This window comes from Paenibacillus sp. FSL L8-0502 (assembly GCF_038593055.1).
Classification (GTDB): Bacteria; Bacillota; Bacilli; order Paenibacillales; family Paenibacillaceae; genus Paenibacillus; species Paenibacillus polymyxa_D.
The window spans coordinates 4142611-4160198 of sequence record NZ_CP151958.1 but is presented as its reverse complement, the minus strand read 5'-3'; the positions used below and the strand labels follow the sequence as shown (position 1 = coordinate 4160198).

At 46.1% G+C, this 17588-nt stretch carries 16 protein-coding genes; 9 read left to right on the top strand and 7 right to left on the bottom strand.

Annotated elements, in window-relative coordinates; translation table 11 throughout:
• Positions 1-85: 85 nt before the first annotated feature.
• Positions 86-337, top strand: a complete 252-nt coding sequence (locus tag NSQ57_RS18060) for a hypothetical protein (RefSeq protein WP_039273050.1) — start codon at positions 86-88, stop codon at positions 335-337.
• Between the two features lie 404 nt (positions 338-741).
• The gene (locus NSQ57_RS18055) at positions 742-2355 is read left to right on the top strand and encodes a cellulase family glycosylhydrolase (RefSeq protein WP_342425114.1); all 1614 of its coding nucleotides are present in this window, start codon (positions 742-744) and stop codon (positions 2353-2355) included.
• Between the two features lie 331 nt (positions 2356-2686).
• On the opposite strand, the gene NSQ57_RS18050 is transcribed toward NSQ57_RS18055, so the two are convergent.
• Positions 2687-3691 carry an LLM class flavin-dependent oxidoreductase gene (locus NSQ57_RS18050; RefSeq protein WP_069012507.1) on the bottom strand — a complete coding sequence of 335 codons (1005 nt, stop codon included), beginning with the start codon at positions 3689-3691 and terminating at the stop codon, positions 2687-2689.
• Between the two features lie 151 nt (positions 3692-3842).
• On the opposite strand from NSQ57_RS18050, the gene NSQ57_RS18045 reads away from it, so the two are divergent.
• Positions 3843-4166 carry a DUF3817 domain-containing protein gene (locus NSQ57_RS18045; RefSeq protein WP_029515655.1) on the top strand — a complete coding sequence of 108 codons (324 nt, stop codon included), beginning with the start codon at positions 3843-3845 and terminating at the stop codon, positions 4164-4166.
• A gap of 130 nt (positions 4167-4296) precedes the next feature.
• Here the strand turns inward: NSQ57_RS18045 and NSQ57_RS18040 are convergent, their stop codons facing one another.
• Positions 4297-5247, bottom strand: a complete 951-nt coding sequence (locus NSQ57_RS18040) for an alpha/beta fold hydrolase (protein ID WP_069012508.1) — start codon at positions 5245-5247, stop codon at positions 4297-4299.
• A gap of 36 nt (positions 5248-5283) precedes the next feature.
• The gene (locus tag NSQ57_RS18035) at positions 5284-5547 is read right to left on the bottom strand and encodes a YkgJ family cysteine cluster protein (RefSeq protein ID WP_238437904.1); all 264 of its coding nucleotides are present in this window, start codon (positions 5545-5547) and stop codon (positions 5284-5286) included.
• A gap of 297 nt (positions 5548-5844) precedes the next feature.
• Between NSQ57_RS18035 and NSQ57_RS18030 the strand changes: the two genes are divergently transcribed.
• On the top strand, positions 5845-6102 hold the full coding sequence (locus tag NSQ57_RS18030; protein WP_013311445.1) for a GlsB/YeaQ/YmgE family stress response membrane protein: 258 nt from the start codon (positions 5845-5847) through the stop codon (positions 6100-6102).
• Positions 6103-6220: 118 nt separating this feature from the next.
• Here NSQ57_RS18030 and NSQ57_RS18025 read toward each other — a convergent pair whose 3' ends face one another.
• Complete coding sequence (locus NSQ57_RS18025; RefSeq protein ID WP_069012509.1) at positions 6221-7522, bottom strand: MFS transporter; 1302 nt, start codon at positions 7520-7522, stop codon at positions 6221-6223.
• Between the two features lie 279 nt (positions 7523-7801).
• On the opposite strand from NSQ57_RS18025, the gene NSQ57_RS18020 reads away from it, so the two are divergent.
• From NSQ57_RS18020 to NSQ57_RS18010, 3 genes are all read left to right on the top strand, one after another.
• On the top strand, positions 7802-8653 hold the full coding sequence (locus NSQ57_RS18020) for an amino acid ABC transporter substrate-binding protein (RefSeq protein ID WP_165149613.1): 852 nt from the start codon (positions 7802-7804) through the stop codon (positions 8651-8653).
• A gap of 73 nt (positions 8654-8726) precedes the next feature.
• Positions 8727-9395: an amino acid ABC transporter permease gene (locus NSQ57_RS18015; RefSeq protein ID WP_069012510.1), complete on the top strand. Its 669-nt coding sequence runs from the start codon at positions 8727-8729 to the stop codon at positions 9393-9395.
• 14 nt (positions 9396-9409) lie between these two features.
• Entirely contained in the window at positions 9410-10162 is a 753-nt protein-coding gene (locus NSQ57_RS18010) for an amino acid ABC transporter ATP-binding protein (protein ID WP_069012511.1), read from the top strand.
• A 118-nt stretch (positions 10163-10280) separates the two neighbouring features.
• Here the strand turns inward: NSQ57_RS18010 and NSQ57_RS18005 are convergent, their stop codons facing one another.
• The 3 genes from NSQ57_RS18005 to NSQ57_RS17995 all read right to left on the bottom strand — a co-directional run bounded on the left by NSQ57_RS18005 (position 10281) and on the right by NSQ57_RS17995 (position 14437).
• Positions 10281-11435: an MFS transporter gene (locus NSQ57_RS18005; RefSeq protein ID WP_342425113.1), complete on the bottom strand. Its 1155-nt coding sequence runs from the start codon at positions 11433-11435 to the stop codon at positions 10281-10283.
• A gap of 262 nt (positions 11436-11697) precedes the next feature.
• Complete coding sequence (locus NSQ57_RS18000; RefSeq protein ID WP_029515648.1) at positions 11698-12978, bottom strand: AAA family ATPase; 1281 nt, start codon at positions 12976-12978, stop codon at positions 11698-11700.
• Position 12979: 1 nt separating this feature from the next.
• The gene (locus NSQ57_RS17995; protein ID WP_342425112.1) at positions 12980-14437 is read right to left on the bottom strand and encodes an RtcB family protein; all 1458 of its coding nucleotides are present in this window, start codon (positions 14435-14437) and stop codon (positions 12980-12982) included.
• A 548-nt stretch (positions 14438-14985) separates the two neighbouring features.
• Here NSQ57_RS17995 and NSQ57_RS17990 point away from each other — a divergent pair.
• Entirely contained in the window at positions 14986-15315 is a 330-nt protein-coding gene (locus NSQ57_RS17990) for a metalloregulator ArsR/SmtB family transcription factor (RefSeq protein WP_013311437.1), read from the top strand.
• 29 nt (positions 15316-15344) lie between these two features.
• On the top strand, positions 15345-17126 hold the full coding sequence (locus tag NSQ57_RS17985) for a SulP family inorganic anion transporter (protein ID WP_342425111.1): 1782 nt from the start codon (positions 15345-15347) through the stop codon (positions 17124-17126).
• Positions 17127-17588 lie beyond the last annotated feature (462 nt).

Here is a 17588-nt window from a genome sequence, read left to right as displayed (position 1 = left end):
GGGCTTATCCCGGAATCCATGGGAGTTCATCCCATCTGAGCTAGCTTACTGCATGCTCAAATATGAATTAAGCGAGGGATTTACAATGAAAACCTGCTGCACCATCCAAGTTGACGAAGACAGTTTAGTTATTGATTTGCCAGAAGAAGGAACCACGCTAGAGTCCCTGCTCGGTGATATTGAGAGCTGTGGAGGTAGTGAAGAACCTTGGCTGCAACTTATTGACAAGGTAATAGGTAACTCATCTGAGACTGTACTGACAGAGCAAGCGACGGATGGCGGCGATATGAAGAAAGATCAGACGACCAAAGAACCTCAAGCAACTGCTCAGGGGTAATAGGGAGATCATACGTTAAGACGATATTTGTAACATTATTCGATCACATATAAGATCATCTATAAGACTGCTACCGAGCCAAGGCACGGGAAGCGGTCTTTTTTTATTAAAATAACTAAAATTCTCCGAATTTTGCAATTGGTAAATGAGTCTTTTGTCCCTTTAGTACTCCATAGTAGCCAACCAAGTAGAACACATCCCAAAACCGTGACTTCCTGTTCATTTTCTATCATAAAGTCGAAATGTAACATGGAACTAACTATAATAGTAGTATCATCCATATACAGGTAAGTGACATCGATGTTTGGACCTGATCCTCTTGTTGTATAAAGGAGGGGGTAAAAGAGCAGAGAACAACGTACTGATAAGTCTCATCTACTTTATAAAAAGGAAGGAATGTGTAAATGATGAATGGGCAATGGATCCTGTCAAGGATCGCAAAAAGAGTAGCGGTGATGCTAACAGCAGTATTACTATTAACGTTAACGAACGGATTCAACTGGAATACGCAAACAGCAGAGGCTGCTGGGACGACACCTGTGGAACGTTACGGACAACTTTCAGTAAAGAATGGTAAATTGGTGGATAAAAACGGTAAACCTGTGCAACTCAAAGGTATTAGCTCTCACGGCGTCCAATGGTTTGGGGATCTGGTAAATCAGGACTCTATGAAATGGCTACGGGACGATTGGGGCATTTCCATATTTCGGGTTGCACTGTACACTGAAGAAGGTGGTTATATCGCCAATCCTTCTTTGAAAAATAAAGTGAAAGAAGCGATTGAGGTAGCACAGAAACTGGGCTTGTACGTCATTATCGACTGGCACATTCTTTCAGATGGCGATCCGAACATTCATAAAAATGAAGCCAAAGCTTTCTTTAATGAATTTTCAACTCAGTACGGCCATTTACCTAACGTAATCTATGAACTTGCCAATGAGCCGAATGGAAATGTGAACTGGAACAATCAAATCCGACCTTATGCGTCTGAGGTATCTCAGGTTATTCGCGCTAAGGACCCGGACAATATTATTATTGTAGGAACAGGCACATGGAGTCAGGATGTACATGATGCAGCAGACCATCCACTTCCAGACAAGAATACAATGTATACCGTACATTTCTATGCGGGTACGCATGGACAATTCTTGCGCGATCGGGTCGATTATGCACTGAACAAAGGCGTGGGCATATTTGCTACCGAGTGGGGTACAAGCGATGCTTCGGGTAACGGTGGTCCGTTCCTGAATGAATCCAAAGTATGGACTGATTTTCTGGCTAGCCGTGGAATCAGTTGGACTAACTGGTCGCTGTCAGATAAAAATGAGACCTCTGCTGCGCTGATGTCTGGTGCTGACCGTAAGGGCGGATGGTCTGATTCACAATTGTCCGCTTCTGGAAAATTCGTAAAACAGGCGATTCTGGAAGGCTCCAGCAACATTGGTGGAGGCGGAAACAACGGTGGGGATAACGGCGGAGATGGCAACACTGGCGGTAATAACGGTGGTGGCAACAACGGCGGCGATAACGACAACGGAGGAAGTACACCAGGCAGTAACGATCAAGGAATTGTGCTACAGTATCGCACCGGTGACACAAATGCCAAGGATAACGCAATCCGTCCTGAATTTAATATCAAAAATACAGGGAAAACAGCTGTGAAGTTGAGCGATCTAAAAATTCGCTACTATTACACAGATGAAAGCAAACAAGCTCAGCAGTTTTTTGTAGACTGGGCCAGGATTGGCAATGAGAAGGTAAAAGCAACTTTTGTAACATTGCCGAATCCAAAGGCCAAGGCTGATAAATATGTGGAGATTTCTTTCACAGATGGAGCCGGAACGATTCAGCCCGGTGGGGAAAGCGGAGAAATTCAACCCCGTATTCATGCTGCAAATTGGAGCAATTTTGATGAGACCAACGATTACTCCTATGGTGCTACCCAAAAAGCATTTGCAGACTGGGACCATGGCACTGTATATCAGCAGGGTAAGCTGGTTTGGGGTATAGAACCTTAGGAACCTTAGAATTTAACCGTTATTAACTTTATCGGAATGAGTAAAGAATGGGACTTTTGGGTGCAATTTTTCCAAGGTTTGGAGTATAGAATATGCGCCTTTGGTATATACGAACTGGAACTTTAGGAGGTAACAACTGGAACTTTAGTTTCGATGTGTATACTACCAAAGTACCATGTGGTGTTAGACTTTTGTAGTGCTTGAATTACTTCCATAGTGTAGATGGGTTGGTTCCAATGAACCCTTCTCTACGACAAACCCCCGCTGTTGCCATTATAGGCTGGCGGGGGTTTTTTATGTTTCTGAAGCTCAGCCTCCGTTCAACGGCTGTCTATACCAAATCAAAAGCTTTGGCCAGCAGACGGTAGGACTGAACACGTTTATCAAAGTCATGAATGGATGAAACGACCAGTAACTCATCGGTACGATACTGCTCAGCCAGTCTTAGTAGCTGTTCCTTACACTGTTCAGGGGTACCAACAACACGCCATGCTGCGGACTGACGCAGCCGCTCACGATCCAACTCTGTGTATGGATAGGACATTGCTGTTTTCACCGACGGAAGAGAACTCATTTCTTTACCTTGCATGAGCAAAAGGAAATACAAACTAGCACTGGACGCCAGCTGCTCAGCTTCTTCTTCGGTTTCAGCGCAGGCCACCGTAACTGCCGCCATGGAATGGGGCTTATCACCCAGGATCGAAGGCTGAAATTGCTCGTGGTAACGTGCAGTAGCTTCTACACCGCCTGGAGTCCCGAAAAATTGGGCAAAGGCATAGGAGGCCCCCATCATCGCGGCCAATCGGGCGCTCTCTCCGCTGGAGCCGAGCAACCATAATTCAGGAACGGTCGATATCATCGGGGAGGCATGAAGACCGGCAAACCGATGATTGTCAGGCACCGAATCATGGAAGTAGTCGATTAAATCGAGAATCTGCTGTGGATATTGTTCGACAGATTGGTACTTGCCTTCCTGCAGGGCGCGAGTAGCAAGCGGTAAACCGCCGGGAGCCCGTCCTATTCCCAGGTCGATACGTCCTGGATGGAGTGCCTCCAGCAAACGGAAGTTTTCGGCGACTTTATACGCGCTATAGTGTGGCAGCATAATACCGCCTGAACCCACACGAATGCGTGATGTGTGAGCAGTCAAATGCGCAATCAGCACCTCAGGGCTGGAATGCGCTAGTGTTTTGGAAGCATGATGTTCGGATACCCAATAACGGCTGTACCCCAGTTGGTCAGCTTCGCGGGCTAAATCTGTTGTATTGGATAATGCATCCTGAGCAGTACCGCCTTCAGGAATATGAGACTGGTCCAGTATACCCAGTTTAAGCATTTATAATCACCTCTTACACAACTCTATCAGACACAACTCACTAGGTCAAAATTCAAAATGGATAGGTTGGAGTTTGGGGACCTTTTCGTTATAATAAAGGATGTGTAAAGGATGAGAGTACATCCTTGCTAATGGAGAGGGGATTGAAATTGTGTTAAGAACACCTTTAGGGCGTGTCCGACTCATGCTCTGGATTCAAGCTATAGCTTATTTGGCGATACTATTCACCCACCAGCCGCTGCAAGCAGCGGGCATGGCCCAGGCGGTTATGGTGATTGGTAACATATACCGGGTGAGCTTTTTGTTGCTCCTCGTTGCTTTGATCTATGGGAAAACAGCACTGCATTGGTCTATACGGCGGCCTCTTTTTATTATGTTTGCCTCCTTCATTCCGTTTGGTCTGATGATTATGGATTTTGTTTGGGTGCGAAAATGGACAGGGGATTCGGCAGCAGAACAGCGAGCTGCATCGTAATCTTAGAAGTTTTGTTTTGTGTGAGTTGTCGAGGAGTTTGTCTGGCGTAAGCGGGACTGGCCCCGATGCAGCAGAAAAGAACATTACGCAGGTTGATGCGTGGTGTTCTTTTTTTTGTGCACCGGAGGAATTATGAAAAATGCTGCACTAAAAATTCAACTGTTTTACGTCTTTGAAAGCCTTCAACCCAATGTCCGGTAAACGGATAAATTTCAATCGTTTTCGGTGATTCAATACGGTTATAAGCGGCGAAAATCGTCTCTGGCATACACACAGTATCCTTGAACCCTACCGATACCATGATCGGGATACGAATACGATGAGCAAGATTCATCACGTCAAAATAACTTAATGTATGTAGCACCTGCTCCAAATGCTCCGGAAATCGGTTAGCAAATTCAGCTGCTTCCGTCAGCGAACTGGTAGAATTCATCATACCAAAATCCATATGACACATATTGGGGATATCCGCTACTGTAATAGCAGCTTTATCGCTGAGCGCAGCCACCATTAATGAAAGTCCGCCGCCCTGACTGGCGCCACTGATTGCGATTTTAGCCGAATCGACATCCGACTGCTCCGCTACCCAATCTACGGCTCTAAGGGCATCAGTTGTAATCGTTTTGTAGTAGCAGGTATCTTTGTCCAATATTCCTTTCGTTACCCAGCCTTTAACCGTACCATGAGCATCACCCAGACGGTCTCCCGTTTCTCCACCTTGACCACGTACATCTACTGCCAATACAGCAAAGCCAAGCATAAGCCAGGAGGAATAATCTTCAGGATAGCCTTTTCCGCCTGTATAGCCATGAAACAGAACGATACATGGCAGCTTTTGATCTCCGGCAAATCGGGGGCGTACATACCAGGCATGCAGAGGCGTATCATCGACACCCTCAAAAGTAACCCGGTAGGCAAGAATATGAGGATATGGCGTTTCTACGAGAGTTTTGAACGCATGTACAGGTTTGGCGTGGACTTCTTCCAGTGTTTTGGCCCAGAATAAATCTATATCCTTCGGAGCGGTAAGATCGGGTCGATATTGCTTCAATTCGGCAATTCTTTTTTCAATAACATTCATAATCAAAATTCTCCTTCATATAGAATGAACTTCTCCTTAAGTTTTACCCGGTAAAGTTGACTCCTCTAGCTCTCTCAGTAGCTGATATGCTCTTTCATTAGTGCTTCCGCACGTATCCTCATCAGCATGGAACCCACTGCATACAACTGGGCGCTCAGGTTTGCCAAACAATCGGCAACGGTAATCGGAAGTTAGCTGAGGGCAAGGAACACCAGCTGGTTTTCCATCTGGCATGCCGGGAATAGGGGAAGAAATCGTAATGGCAATGCAGCACGCGGCACATCCTACTCGACACTCCAGTTGGGGTCACTCCTTAATAATCTGTTATTTTTGTAACTTATGCATGAAGTGACATTGATGAAGCCATAATGTGAGGATGGCACAAAAAAAGCAGGAATACAAGGATAAACGCATATGAGACACACTTTTCACACAAGGGGTATAAATAGTCGTAGAGGCACGTAAGATGGTATCAAGTCCCTAAATCAGTGTTCCATACTGTGGTAATATTAACCAATCGTCTTTTGTGTGTTCAAAAGGAGTTCGAGTGGTTAATAATAGAACACAACGATAAAAACTTAAACGAGGTGACGCAAAATGAGTTGGTTATGGGCATTGATTGTTGGTGGTATTATTGGTTGGTTGGCAGGAATTATTGCAGGTCGTGATGTTCCGGGTGGCGTGATAGGTAACATCATCGCTGGTTTTATCGGCGCATGGTTGGGTAGCTTGATTCTGGGAAACTGGGGTCCTGAAATCGGATCATTCTACATCGTTCCTGCATTAATTGGTGCGATTGTGCTGGTCGTGATTGTAAGCTTGATCTTCCGTTCCGTTGGACGGACTAGAGGCTAACTTTACGAATCATTGAATAGACTAGCCCCTATGGGGCACAAGGCTAAAATGGAAAGAAGCTGCTTCCGCAAGGTTCGCAAATGAACCTGTGGGAGCAGCTTTTTTTTGAGGAAAAGTCCTATTGAAAACGCCTGATATGAGGAACACTCAGAACGCCTAGCACGATACACATGCCGATGGTTGCAAACATACCCATGGTGAACATACCACCAAGCTTATCCGCCACAGCACCTACTGCCAGATAGCCGACAGGGAGCAGGGCAAAGGAAAACATTAGATCCAGACTAGCTACACGTCCAAAAGACTCGGCTGGGACTAATTCCTGAAGGCTCGTCTCCCAGATAATCGCAAATATCATAATGCCAAACCCTTCGAGCATCATGCTCATAATCAGTCCTGGCATCCAAGTGACTACAGACAACAGTAGTAAAGCAAGACCGCTGACAAAAGCTCCTAAGTAAGCGAGCAGGCCACGATGCTTCCAATGCTTGCGTGATCCATACACAAAGGCCCCCAACATGGCGCCAATACCGCTACTTGCCATCGCAATGCCATATACGACTGGATTGTAGCCATGATGAACCTTGAACAGCCATGGAATGAGTACAGCGATAATGCCTGAATAACAAATATTAATGAATGAAAAGGCAAGAATCGTAATCCATAGCCAAGGATGGCTTTTGAGAATGGTAAAGCCTGCGATAAAATCCTTGAGAAAATGCTGTCCCCCCTGATCTTGCTGTTCTGGATCTACCTGACCTTTGCCGATGATGGAGGCCAAATGAGCGCTCAGCATCCAAAAACAGGCAAAAGATATCAGATAAGCGATAGAATCCAGCCCAAAGCCCACACCCGGTGAGGAAAAAGATACAATGAAGCCTCCTAACGGAGGACCAAGTAGACGGACGGCTTGTATACTAATCTGGCTAAGCGCGTTGGCTGCATTGCGTATGTCCGGTGTGAACACCTGTGCACGTAAGGCAGAATAAGCGGGATTAAAGATACCGTCCATCAATCCGTATAACGCTAGGCCAACGAATAGAAACGGCAATTTCATCCCGCCCGTAAACATCAGCACGGCCGCAATGAACATCAGCCCAAACCGGGCGATATTCGTAAACAGAAGGAGACGGATTCGGTCAATTCTGTCCACAATCATTCCTGCGAAAGGCAGAATAAGTACATTAGGCAGCATATAAACCGTCATCGCCAGTCCCATGATAGTAGTCGAGCCTGTTAGGGAATAGATAACCAGTGGCAAAATGACTGTGGTGACTGAGCTCCCCAACATTGCGATCCAATGTCCAAGCCACAACAAGGTGAACGCTTTGGATTGTTTTAAGGGTGAAGTGAAAGTAGCCCAGGCCGAGGGACTGCCTTCAGGTGAAGTAGAGGATAAGGTTGAATTCTGGGTATCCATGATCACACTCCGGTACATATTTCTAAATTGCATATTAAAACCTATTATACGAAATCTCCAACGTGAGGGTACAGAAAAAGTTGCTGTGAGGGGAGTTATAATGAATAACCTGCCAATGAAAGAGTCAACCTAGAATAACTTTAGGCCACAAAAATATATAACTTACCTTTTTCATAGGGATTATTGGATAAAAGCATTGACGCGTGAAAATGAATGATGTACTATTCAATGACCAGCCGCGTGCTAGGTTATCAAGAAAAGGGAAAGAGTGTGGATACCATGAAAAAATTTAGTTTTTTGCCGATTGTACTCATCGTGATGGCATTGCTGGTTTCGGCCTGCGGGAACAACGATAAAGGCGCCAGTACCAATAATGCATCTACCGGAGAAAACGGATCTAATAATGGAAAAGCAGATACCACTGCTACAGCTACTCTTGAATCTGTAAAAGCAAGCGGCAAGCTAAGAATTGGCACGGAAGGCACCTATGCTCCGTTTACCTACCATGATGCTGCTGGTAAACTGACGGGCTTCGATGTCGATATTGCGACTGAAGTGAGCAAACGCCTGGGTGTACAACCGGAGTTTATCGAGACGCAATGGGACGGCATATTCGCAGGGTTGAACTCCAAGCGGTTTGACACAGTGTTCAATGAAGTATCCATTACAGACGAGCGCAAGCAAAAATATGATTTTTCCGATCCGTACATTGTCTCCAAGGCAGTTCTGATCGTAAGCGAAGACAATACAGACATCCATAAATTTGCTGATCTAAAAGGGAAAAAGTCCGGGCAATCCCTGACCAGCAACCTGACTCAAATCGCGAAAAGCAACGGTGCGGAAATTGTGGCAACAGAGGGATTCAACCAAGCCATTGACCTCCTCACTTCCAAACGGGTGGATGCGACCGTCAATGATGGATTATCCTATCTCGATCTGAAAAAGCAAAAGCCAGACGCACCCATCAAAAAGGTGGACGAATCTCCAGATGCTTCACACAGCGCAGCTGTATTCAATAAAGGCAGCGAAGATTTGATCAAGGAAGTAAACAAAGCGTTGGCTGATATGAAGGCTGACGGTACGTATCTGAAAATTTCCGAGAAATATTTTGGAGCCGACGTATCCAAATAATAAATGAAGACCAAACGTTCGCCAAGGCGAACCGAATCTTCTCAAACCTATCTTTTCAAAGGATGTCTGTACAATGGATGATCGCCAAATACAAATCATTATGGATTCATTATTGCCTCTGCTAAAAGCAGGGGTTTCTTTTACGATTCCGCTCACGCTTATCTCCTTTGCTCTGGGACTCGTGCTGGCGCTGATTACAGCGTTAGCCCGGCTGTCCAAATGGAGAATACTCAAGCTGATTTTCGGCTTCTATGTATGGGTGATTCGAGGAACTCCGTTGCTGGTGCAATTGTATATTATTTTCTATGGTTTACCTTCCGTAGGTATTACATTGGACCCGTTTATTGCTTCAGTAATCGGTTTTACCCTCAGCGTAGGGGCTTATAGCTCTGAAATTATACGTGCGGCTATCATATCTATTCAGGAAGGCCAATGGGAGGCGGGATACTCCCTGGGGATGACGCGCTGGCAAGTATTGCGACGTATCGTGCTACCGCAAGCATCCCGTGTGTCCATACCTCCGTTGGCTAATTCATTCATCAGCTTGGTGAAGGATACCTCACTGGCTGCGACCATCACCTATGTGGAAATGTTCAGAACGGCTAACCAGATTGTAGCTACCACATACGAACCGCTATTGGTGTATACCGAGGCGGGGGTTATTTATCTGCTGTTTAGCACTATTTTGACTGTGCTGCAAAATTACCTGGAGAAGCGACTAGGCCGTTTTTCCGTCAGATAAAGGAGATTGTACCGGTGATCCAAATTCGGAATATACACAAATCGTTCGGCTCGCTGGAAGTGCTTAAGGGTGTTGACGTAACGTTGGGTAAGGGGAAGGTGCTTGTTATCATCGGTCCTTCCGGTTCTGGTAAAACAACGTTTTTACGCTGCTTAAATTTGCTGGAGATTCCTGACCAAGGAGAGATTCAAGTAGGGGATATTGCACTGAATTTTGCGAAAGGAACGAAGCTCCGGCAAGAAAATATTTTGGCGCTGCGCAAGCGGACAGGGATGGTGTTTCAATCCTACAACCTTTTCCCACATATGACAGCAGCACAAAATGTGATGGAGGGACAAGTCACGGTTCAGAAAAAGAGCAAGGACGAGGCGCGCAAACGTGCATTGGAATTGCTTAAAAAAGTGGGGTTGGCTGATAAAGCCGAATCCTATCCGCATCAGTTATCAGGAGGACAGCAGCAACGGGTCGGTATTGCCCGGGCAATGGCGGTCGAACCTGAGGTGCTTTTGTTCGACGAGCCGACCTCCGCGCTCGATCCTGAGTTGGTAGGCGAGGTGCTCAAGGTCATGAAGAAACTGGCTGCTGAAGGAATGACGATGGTCATTGTCACCCATGAAATGAAATTTGCAGCCGAGGTCGCGGACCATGTGATTTTGATGGATCAGGGCATAATCGTTGAGCAGGGTACGCCGCATGAGGTTCTGGAGCAGCCCACCAGTCCACGGGCTATTCAGTTTTTGAATCGTCTGAGCGGGGAAGTGGAATAAAGGGAACTACAGTATTTATTAAAATAAGCGTTTAGACTGAATAAAAGGCAGCTACAGCCGGGCATTGAAAAATAAGCCTCGCACCCGTAGCTGCCTTTTGCTCATCAGTTGTCTTCTTTTATTTCATTTTTAATGTAAGCAAAAAAGTAATCAACAGAATACAACAGCCTGCTATAAATGGAGCGAACAGATTTGCATCCAATAAAAAACCCGCTAGAGTAGGGCCTAAAATATTCCCAACACTCATATAGGCATTATTCATACCAGCTACATATCCTTGCTCATTCCCGGCCATCTTCGATAATTGTGTATTAAGAGCTGGACGAAGCATAGCTGTGGCAAAGAAAATAAGGGAAGTGACAAGGAAGATACTCCAGAAATCTTTGGCTAAGAGAAATAAAATATAAGCAACAGAGGTGAAAAGAAGCGATCCTTTGATCACTCTTTGTTCACCAAACTTATTGATTATTTTAGCAACAACTAATGCTTGCATACCGACTCCGATCACAGCACCTGCGGTCAGAATGACAGCAATATTTTGCGGCGAGAATTGGAAGCGGTTCGTTACATATAAACCAAGAACAGATTCAAAATTAGCGAGTCCAAAGGTCATCACCAGGACAAGTACAAAGAGCATTGTATATTTTGACTTCAATGATCTCGCGTATTGTTTATAAATAGATTCCTTCTGAATCATTCTTGCCCGTGCTGCTTTCATTTGCTCTTTCGATAAACTTTCAGGCAAACAAAACACTGAAAAAATAACAGCAGCTATAGCAGCACCTGTCGCTGTGTAAAGCGGCACTCTCGTTCCATATCCTGCAAGAAGACCACCCAATCCAGGTCCAATAACAAATCCGAATGACATGGCTGCGGCGAGCAGGCTGTTCCCTTTGGCGCGTTCTTCGGTTGTTGTAATATCCGCTACATATGCCATCATAGGAGGAACAATCAAGGCTGCTGCCATTCCTTCCAGAAGTCTTGAGGTATACAGCATCCATAATTCATCTCCGATAGCAAAGATAAATTTAGCTACAGCAAAAACAATGACACCTACGAGGATAAAAACTTTTCTCCCATATTGATCAGACAGCTGTCCAGTCAGGGGAGAGAGCAGGAACTGCGTTATGCCATAGGCTGCTACCAATAAACCGATTACCCGCCCACTGGCTCCAAACTCAATGATCAGTTCCGGCAGGATGGGGGTAATTAAACCCACGCCCACCATAACAATGAAGATATTAATCATTAGAATCCCAAGTATTCTTTTCATGCAAAAAACCTCCTTATCCATTGGTTTCTGGATAGGAGGCAGACATACGAACAAGAAGATACACTGCTCCCGTCAAAGAAGCAATGCTCTTATCGTTAATACCCAAAAGCCTACACTAATCCTATCCAGAAAATTCGTAAGATTACGATTTTTTTCTTTGGTGGAATAGGATTAGTAGATCATTGGCTTAAGGTCACCCTTTCGATACTTTATTGTTTATCAACGTAACATAAATTTCTTGATAAGGCAATGAAAGGATAAATCAGAAGAACCCGACTCGTCCTTCGGCCACATTTTTTAGCCAGTCCTGCTTACGGCTCTTATCGAGCTCGCCTCGCATACCTTTGATAATCAGTTCAATATCGGCTTTTCCCTGCTCATGCCACTCCAGAGCCGTGCTGACATAAAGTTCTCCGAGCTGTGCCAGCGAAAACCCGTCAGTCATGGCTGCCGCCTTCTGTGTACCCGTTTCTCCTGCAAAAACAAGGAAGTTACGCAACTTGAGATATGCCAGTCGCAGCGCTTCGTCAGGCAAACTGATTTCATAAGCCCGGTCGAAACGCCCTGCCCGGTTCATCAGACCCGGGTCGATTTTTTCGGGATAATTGGTCGTTCCGATCAGGAAGATGCCCTCCTTGGAGGTAGCACCGTCGAGGGTATTCAGGAAAAAAGAACGCACCTCCTGAGGCATGGAATCAATGTCCTCAATGACCAGCACCATCGGAGCCAGGCGAGTAGCCGCCTCGAACACCTCTTTGACCGATTCACTGGTTGTATACTCCGTAATTTGCCAGTAGGCTGCCGGACCCGGTACACTGCTGGCAATTGATTTTACAAGTGTTGTTTTACCGTTGCCCGGATGGCCGTATAGTAGAATACCGCGCTTGTAAGGAATGTTATAAGTCTGATAGAAGGTACGATCCGCTTCAAAAAACTGGTCGAGGGATCGGAAAATATCCCGTTTGATTTCCGCTTTCAAAATCACGTCATCCCGCGTAATTGCGCGGGTTATCGGCTCTGCCTGCCGAGAAAGTCCACGGCTTGTGTCGGTAAACACGGTGACACGCTTCATATTCTGCTTACGTTCACGACCGCGTACTCCCGCGAGGAAGCCTTGCAGCTCCTGGTCGCCTATCGCAAATACGTAATCTTCATTGTACACGCCATTATCACGGAAAAAGGGAACTCGCGCCAGCGCGATGCCCCACTTGGGATAGGCGAATACATTATTACGCATCGACAGATGCACGCCGTATTCAGGAGTCGGTCCGTCATCATCATACTGGATGGTGCGTTCCTCCAAACGATCGAAGACCCGTGCCACATGCTCCAGGTCGGGACTACCTGAACGAATATCCTCCTCCAGCAGATCCCAATACTCAATATTGGGATCATCGCTGGCATACAGCACGTATTTTACGCCATAGCGGTTATAGAGTGCTTCACTGATACCGTCGATCAGACGGGCATAAGCGGCATAACCGGTAATGCGTCCATCTGTACGTTCATCAAATTCGTAAATAGCTGGGATGTCTATACTCAACTTATTTGGCTCCTTTCAGGGCAGCTAGCGGCTTGCATTTGGCTACAACTGCTGCGAGTCCTGCCCCGGTGACACTTTCGATAATATCATCTACATTTTTGTAGGCTTGTGGAGATTCGTCGATAATGCTTTCCAGTGATGCCTGATTGACCACAATTTCGTCGTCTGTCCCTACACCCAGGGCTCCTGCAAAATCGTCAACACTGACGAGTCGTTTGGTCGCAGAACGCGAACGAATACGGCCTGCTCCATGGCAAATGGAGTGGAAGTTATCCTGACCGCCCGGTAAACCTACCATAATATAAGAGGCTGTTCCCATAGAGCCGGGAATCAGGGCCGGATGCCCTGTCGCCTGATAAGGCCGCGGATTGTCGGGGTGTCCTGCTGGAAGAGCACGCGTAGCACCTTTACGATGCACAAACACACTACCGTGATCCGGATGGGATTCCTCCCAAGCATAATTGTGCATTAGATCGTACAAAGTACGCAACTCGCACTTTGTACCAAAGACATCGCGGAAGGCTTCACGCACGGAATATGCGATAAGATGTCGGTTCACCACGGCATAATTCAGCGCTGAATACATCATATCGACATAATGTGAAGCTTCGGGATGGTCCAGCGGTGCGAATACCAGTCTCGGGTCAGAGGTACCGAGTCCGAGACGGCTCATCGTCTTGGCAATGGCAGATGAACTAGCCTGGCTGACTGCTCCACCCCAAGCCCGCGATCCAGAATGAATCATCACAGCCACCTGACCGTCGAACATCCCCCAAGCTTCAGCTGTTTCACGGTTTTCCTCCGCGATTTCAATCGCCTGAATTTCGACGAAATGATTGCCTCCACCCAGTGTGCCGAGCTGTCGGTGAGCCCGGTGCCATGTACGGTCTTCGACAAGATTCAGCACCTCCTCGTCAAAGGAGAACTTACTGTGCTCTACATGGGTGAGTGAGGTGGATTTCTTAGGAGTGTAGCTGTCCGGAATATATTTGTTGGGTAAGCCGTGTAGACCCTTGCGTACAATATGCTCCAGTCGGATATCCGAATAATGCCCGCGCTGGTGGGCTTCCATGGGCAAATATTTGTCGATGGTTTTGACCAGCTTACGGCGCAGCTTGGTTTCCTTCAAAGCATCCTTGTGCAGATTGGTCAGGTGTACGCGCATGCCGCAGCCAATATCACTGCCGACGATGGAGGGAGATGCGTAACCATCCTCCATTCCCCATACAGCAGTCGTACCGATGCAGGTTCCGACGCCTACATGTACATCTGGTGTGTATCCCATATAGCGGATACCTGGAATTTGTAAATTGTTATTAGCCATCTCGAACACTTTGTAATCCAGTGAGGAGAAAAGTTGCTGAGAAGCATAGACAGTTAGATCACCTGCCGGAAGCTTCATCAGATGGCTGTATGGTCCTTCATGCAAGGACGAGTCGGTTGTATGTTGTATATTCATATAAATGGGTAGTTCCCTTCTTCAAGTAAATTCATAAATACTTGCATAAAAAGATTTAAAAAACAAAAAAGAAGCCGCAGACTTGTCGTCTACGGCTTCTTGCACCGAAAGTGTTATTACATTTTATGATCAACACATCATAAATACGTAAAATAACCTGTTCTTCCAATAGCATAAAAAAATAAAAAAGCCCGGCTAATCACGCCGTCAGACAGCGTGATATCACCCATCATGTCGCCCGAACGGGGCCGATGAGACGAAAACTCAAATATGTGGTTGTATCATGCTGCCTGTCTGTCGTTATCATGTAAAGCACGGTCATGTCTGTCGGCCCCCTTTTCTTAAAGTTAATTGCTATGTTAATGGAAACCTGTGGAAGCTGTCAACCCCTGAAAGGTAGAAGTGTGGAAAAATGTGACTTTACTCATGGTGAAGTGTGAGTAACATCATAGTTCAATTGGCCCGAAGCTGTTATTGTACTAAATATTCAAATATTCAGATATTGTTGATCGTTTATAGGACAATTCTGTGAGGGGGACGGAGCAGGCATGGAAGGAGATCTCCAGAAATTTAAGGCCGACTTTTTCAAAGCATTGGCTCACCCTCTGCGCATCCGCATTTTGGAGGTGCTGAGTGAAGGGGAACGGAATGTGAACGAGCTGCAGACTGCGCTCGGTTCTGAAGGTTCTGCCGTATCGCAGCAATTGGCCGTTTTACGAGCCAAAAATTTGGTGAACAGCTTCAAGGAAGGTACATCGGTTGTGTATTCACTACGTGATCCGCTTTTGACGGAGCTGCTTGCAGTGGCGCGACGGATTTTTGACAATCATTTGGTCGAAGCTATCTCGTTGCTGGAAGGTATACGTAACGAGAAGTAATGCTATTACAGAAAAGAAGGGTTACAGGAATGAAGTGGATAGGAAGGTTCGAAGGCTATAACGTAGGGGCTTTGCGAAAGGATCTCATTTCCGGAAGTATTGTAGCGATTGTGGCGATTCCACTCGGTATGGCGTTTGCCATTGCATCAGGAGTAAAGCCGGAATATGGGCTGTATACGACCATTGTTGCGGGAATTTTGGTTTCGCTGCTGGGAGGATCCAAATTCCAGATCGGAGGACCTACAGGCGCGTTTATTCCGATTTTGCTAGCTATTGTCATGCAATACGGTTATGAGAACTTACTCATAGCCGGTTTTATGGCGGGCATTATGCTCATTTTAATGGGTGTACTCAGGCTGGGGGCATTGATCAAGTTTATTCCCAAGCCAGTAACGATTGGCTTTACGGCCGGAATTGCCGTGACGATATTCAGTGGTCAGATTGCTAACTTTCTCGGCTTGCGCGGGGTAGAGAGGCATGAAACTTTTCTGCCTTCCATGGCAGAGCTCATCCATCGACTTCCTTCACTGAATGTGTATAGTATCCTGACGGCTTGTATCTGTCTTGCCGCGCTTATTTTGGTGCCTAAAAAATGGCCCAAGATACCCGGATCACTGGTTGGTCTACTCTTGTCAACGCTGGTGGCAGCTTTACTTTTTCCAGGGCAGGTGGCTACGATTGGCTCTGCGTATGGCGCAATTCCAGCATCTTTGCCTGAGCTACATATTCCTGCGGTGACGTGGGATTTGATCGTGAAACTCTTGCCGCCAGCACTTGTTATTGCAATGCTGGGAGCTATTGAATCTCTGCTTTCAGCGGTGGTAGCTGACGGTATGACGGGAGCCCGGCATAGCAGCAATCGTGAACTGGTTGGACAAGGGATTGCTAATTTGCTGACACCGCTGTTCGGCGGTATTCCTGCGACAGGTGCAATTGCCCGCACCGCCACAAATATCCGTAATGGTGCTGTTTCTCCTATGTCAGGCATCGTACATGGGTTCGTGGTGCTCCTCATTCTGGTGCTTTTTGCACCTTACGCATCTAACATTCCGTTGGCCAGTATGGCTCCGGTGCTGATGGTAGTAGCGTGGAATATGAGTGAGCGCAAGCATTTTGCGCACATTCTCAAAACGCAGACAGCGGATTCTATTGTGCTGGTTGTCACCTTTTTGCTGACGGTTTTTACGACGCTGACAACGGCTGTGGAGGTAGGCCTGATTCTAGCGGTTGTATTGTTTGTTAAACGTATGAGCAGTACACTTTCAGTAGACAAGGTACTTCCTGATCCTTCTGTAAAACATGAAAAAGTAGGCGCCCATATGGTCACAGATCAGCATGATTGTCCACAAGTGGCTATTTACAATGTGGAAGGCCCTCTATTTTTCGGTGCAGCCTCGGTATTGGAAAACTCAGGTGTGGGAGGCCGGACTGATCACCTACAAGGGATTTTGTTGTTACGTATGGGAAAGGTTCCTTTTATGGATATGACGGGAGAAGGTAACTTTACTGCATTAATTCAGAAATACCGGAAGTCTGGCGGGACAGTGCTTGTTTCCGGACTCCAGCCTCAACCGCTGGCATTACTACAGAAAACTGGATGCTACGACATGATTGGACAAAAGCATTTTTTTGAACACACAGGAGAGGCCCTTACGGCTGCTCTTGCACTGGTGAATCAGGATCATTGCTGTGGATGCAGGCAAATGGCTTTCCGAGAATGTACGAGTCTGTGCCGCAGACCGCAGCCAACCAAATCATCCTTTCCAGATGGAGCCGTCTCGGTTCCCATACCTGTAAATAGCGGCAGATAACACTCTTTTAAGTTTCTTGCTGAATGTCGAAAAATCTCTTCTGATCTCCGAAACCAAGTGCACAATGAAGACTTGCATTTGCTTCGAAAATGGAAGAGATTTTTCTTTTCTTCAAGGAAAAAAGGAATAAAATTCAAAAAAATGCTTGAATATCTGATTTTATGACACTATACTAGATTCAAAAGATACCATATGTTTCATTCTTTTGTTTTAAATTGTATTTTAATACTTGCACATTAACCTCCTCGATTACTTCTAAATTTCTTATCCTACCTTTCTCTTCATTTTTTTCACTTATCATTTTCAAACTTGTCCACCTGTTTCTACCCGATGCTCGTTTTTTACGGTCTGCACCAAGGGTTGTTCACCTCAGAATGATGATCTATGGATTTCACCCCGGCGGAATCTATATTTTTTAAAGGAGGTGAGTACCAGAGGCTATTTTGTGAGCTTTTGACGTAG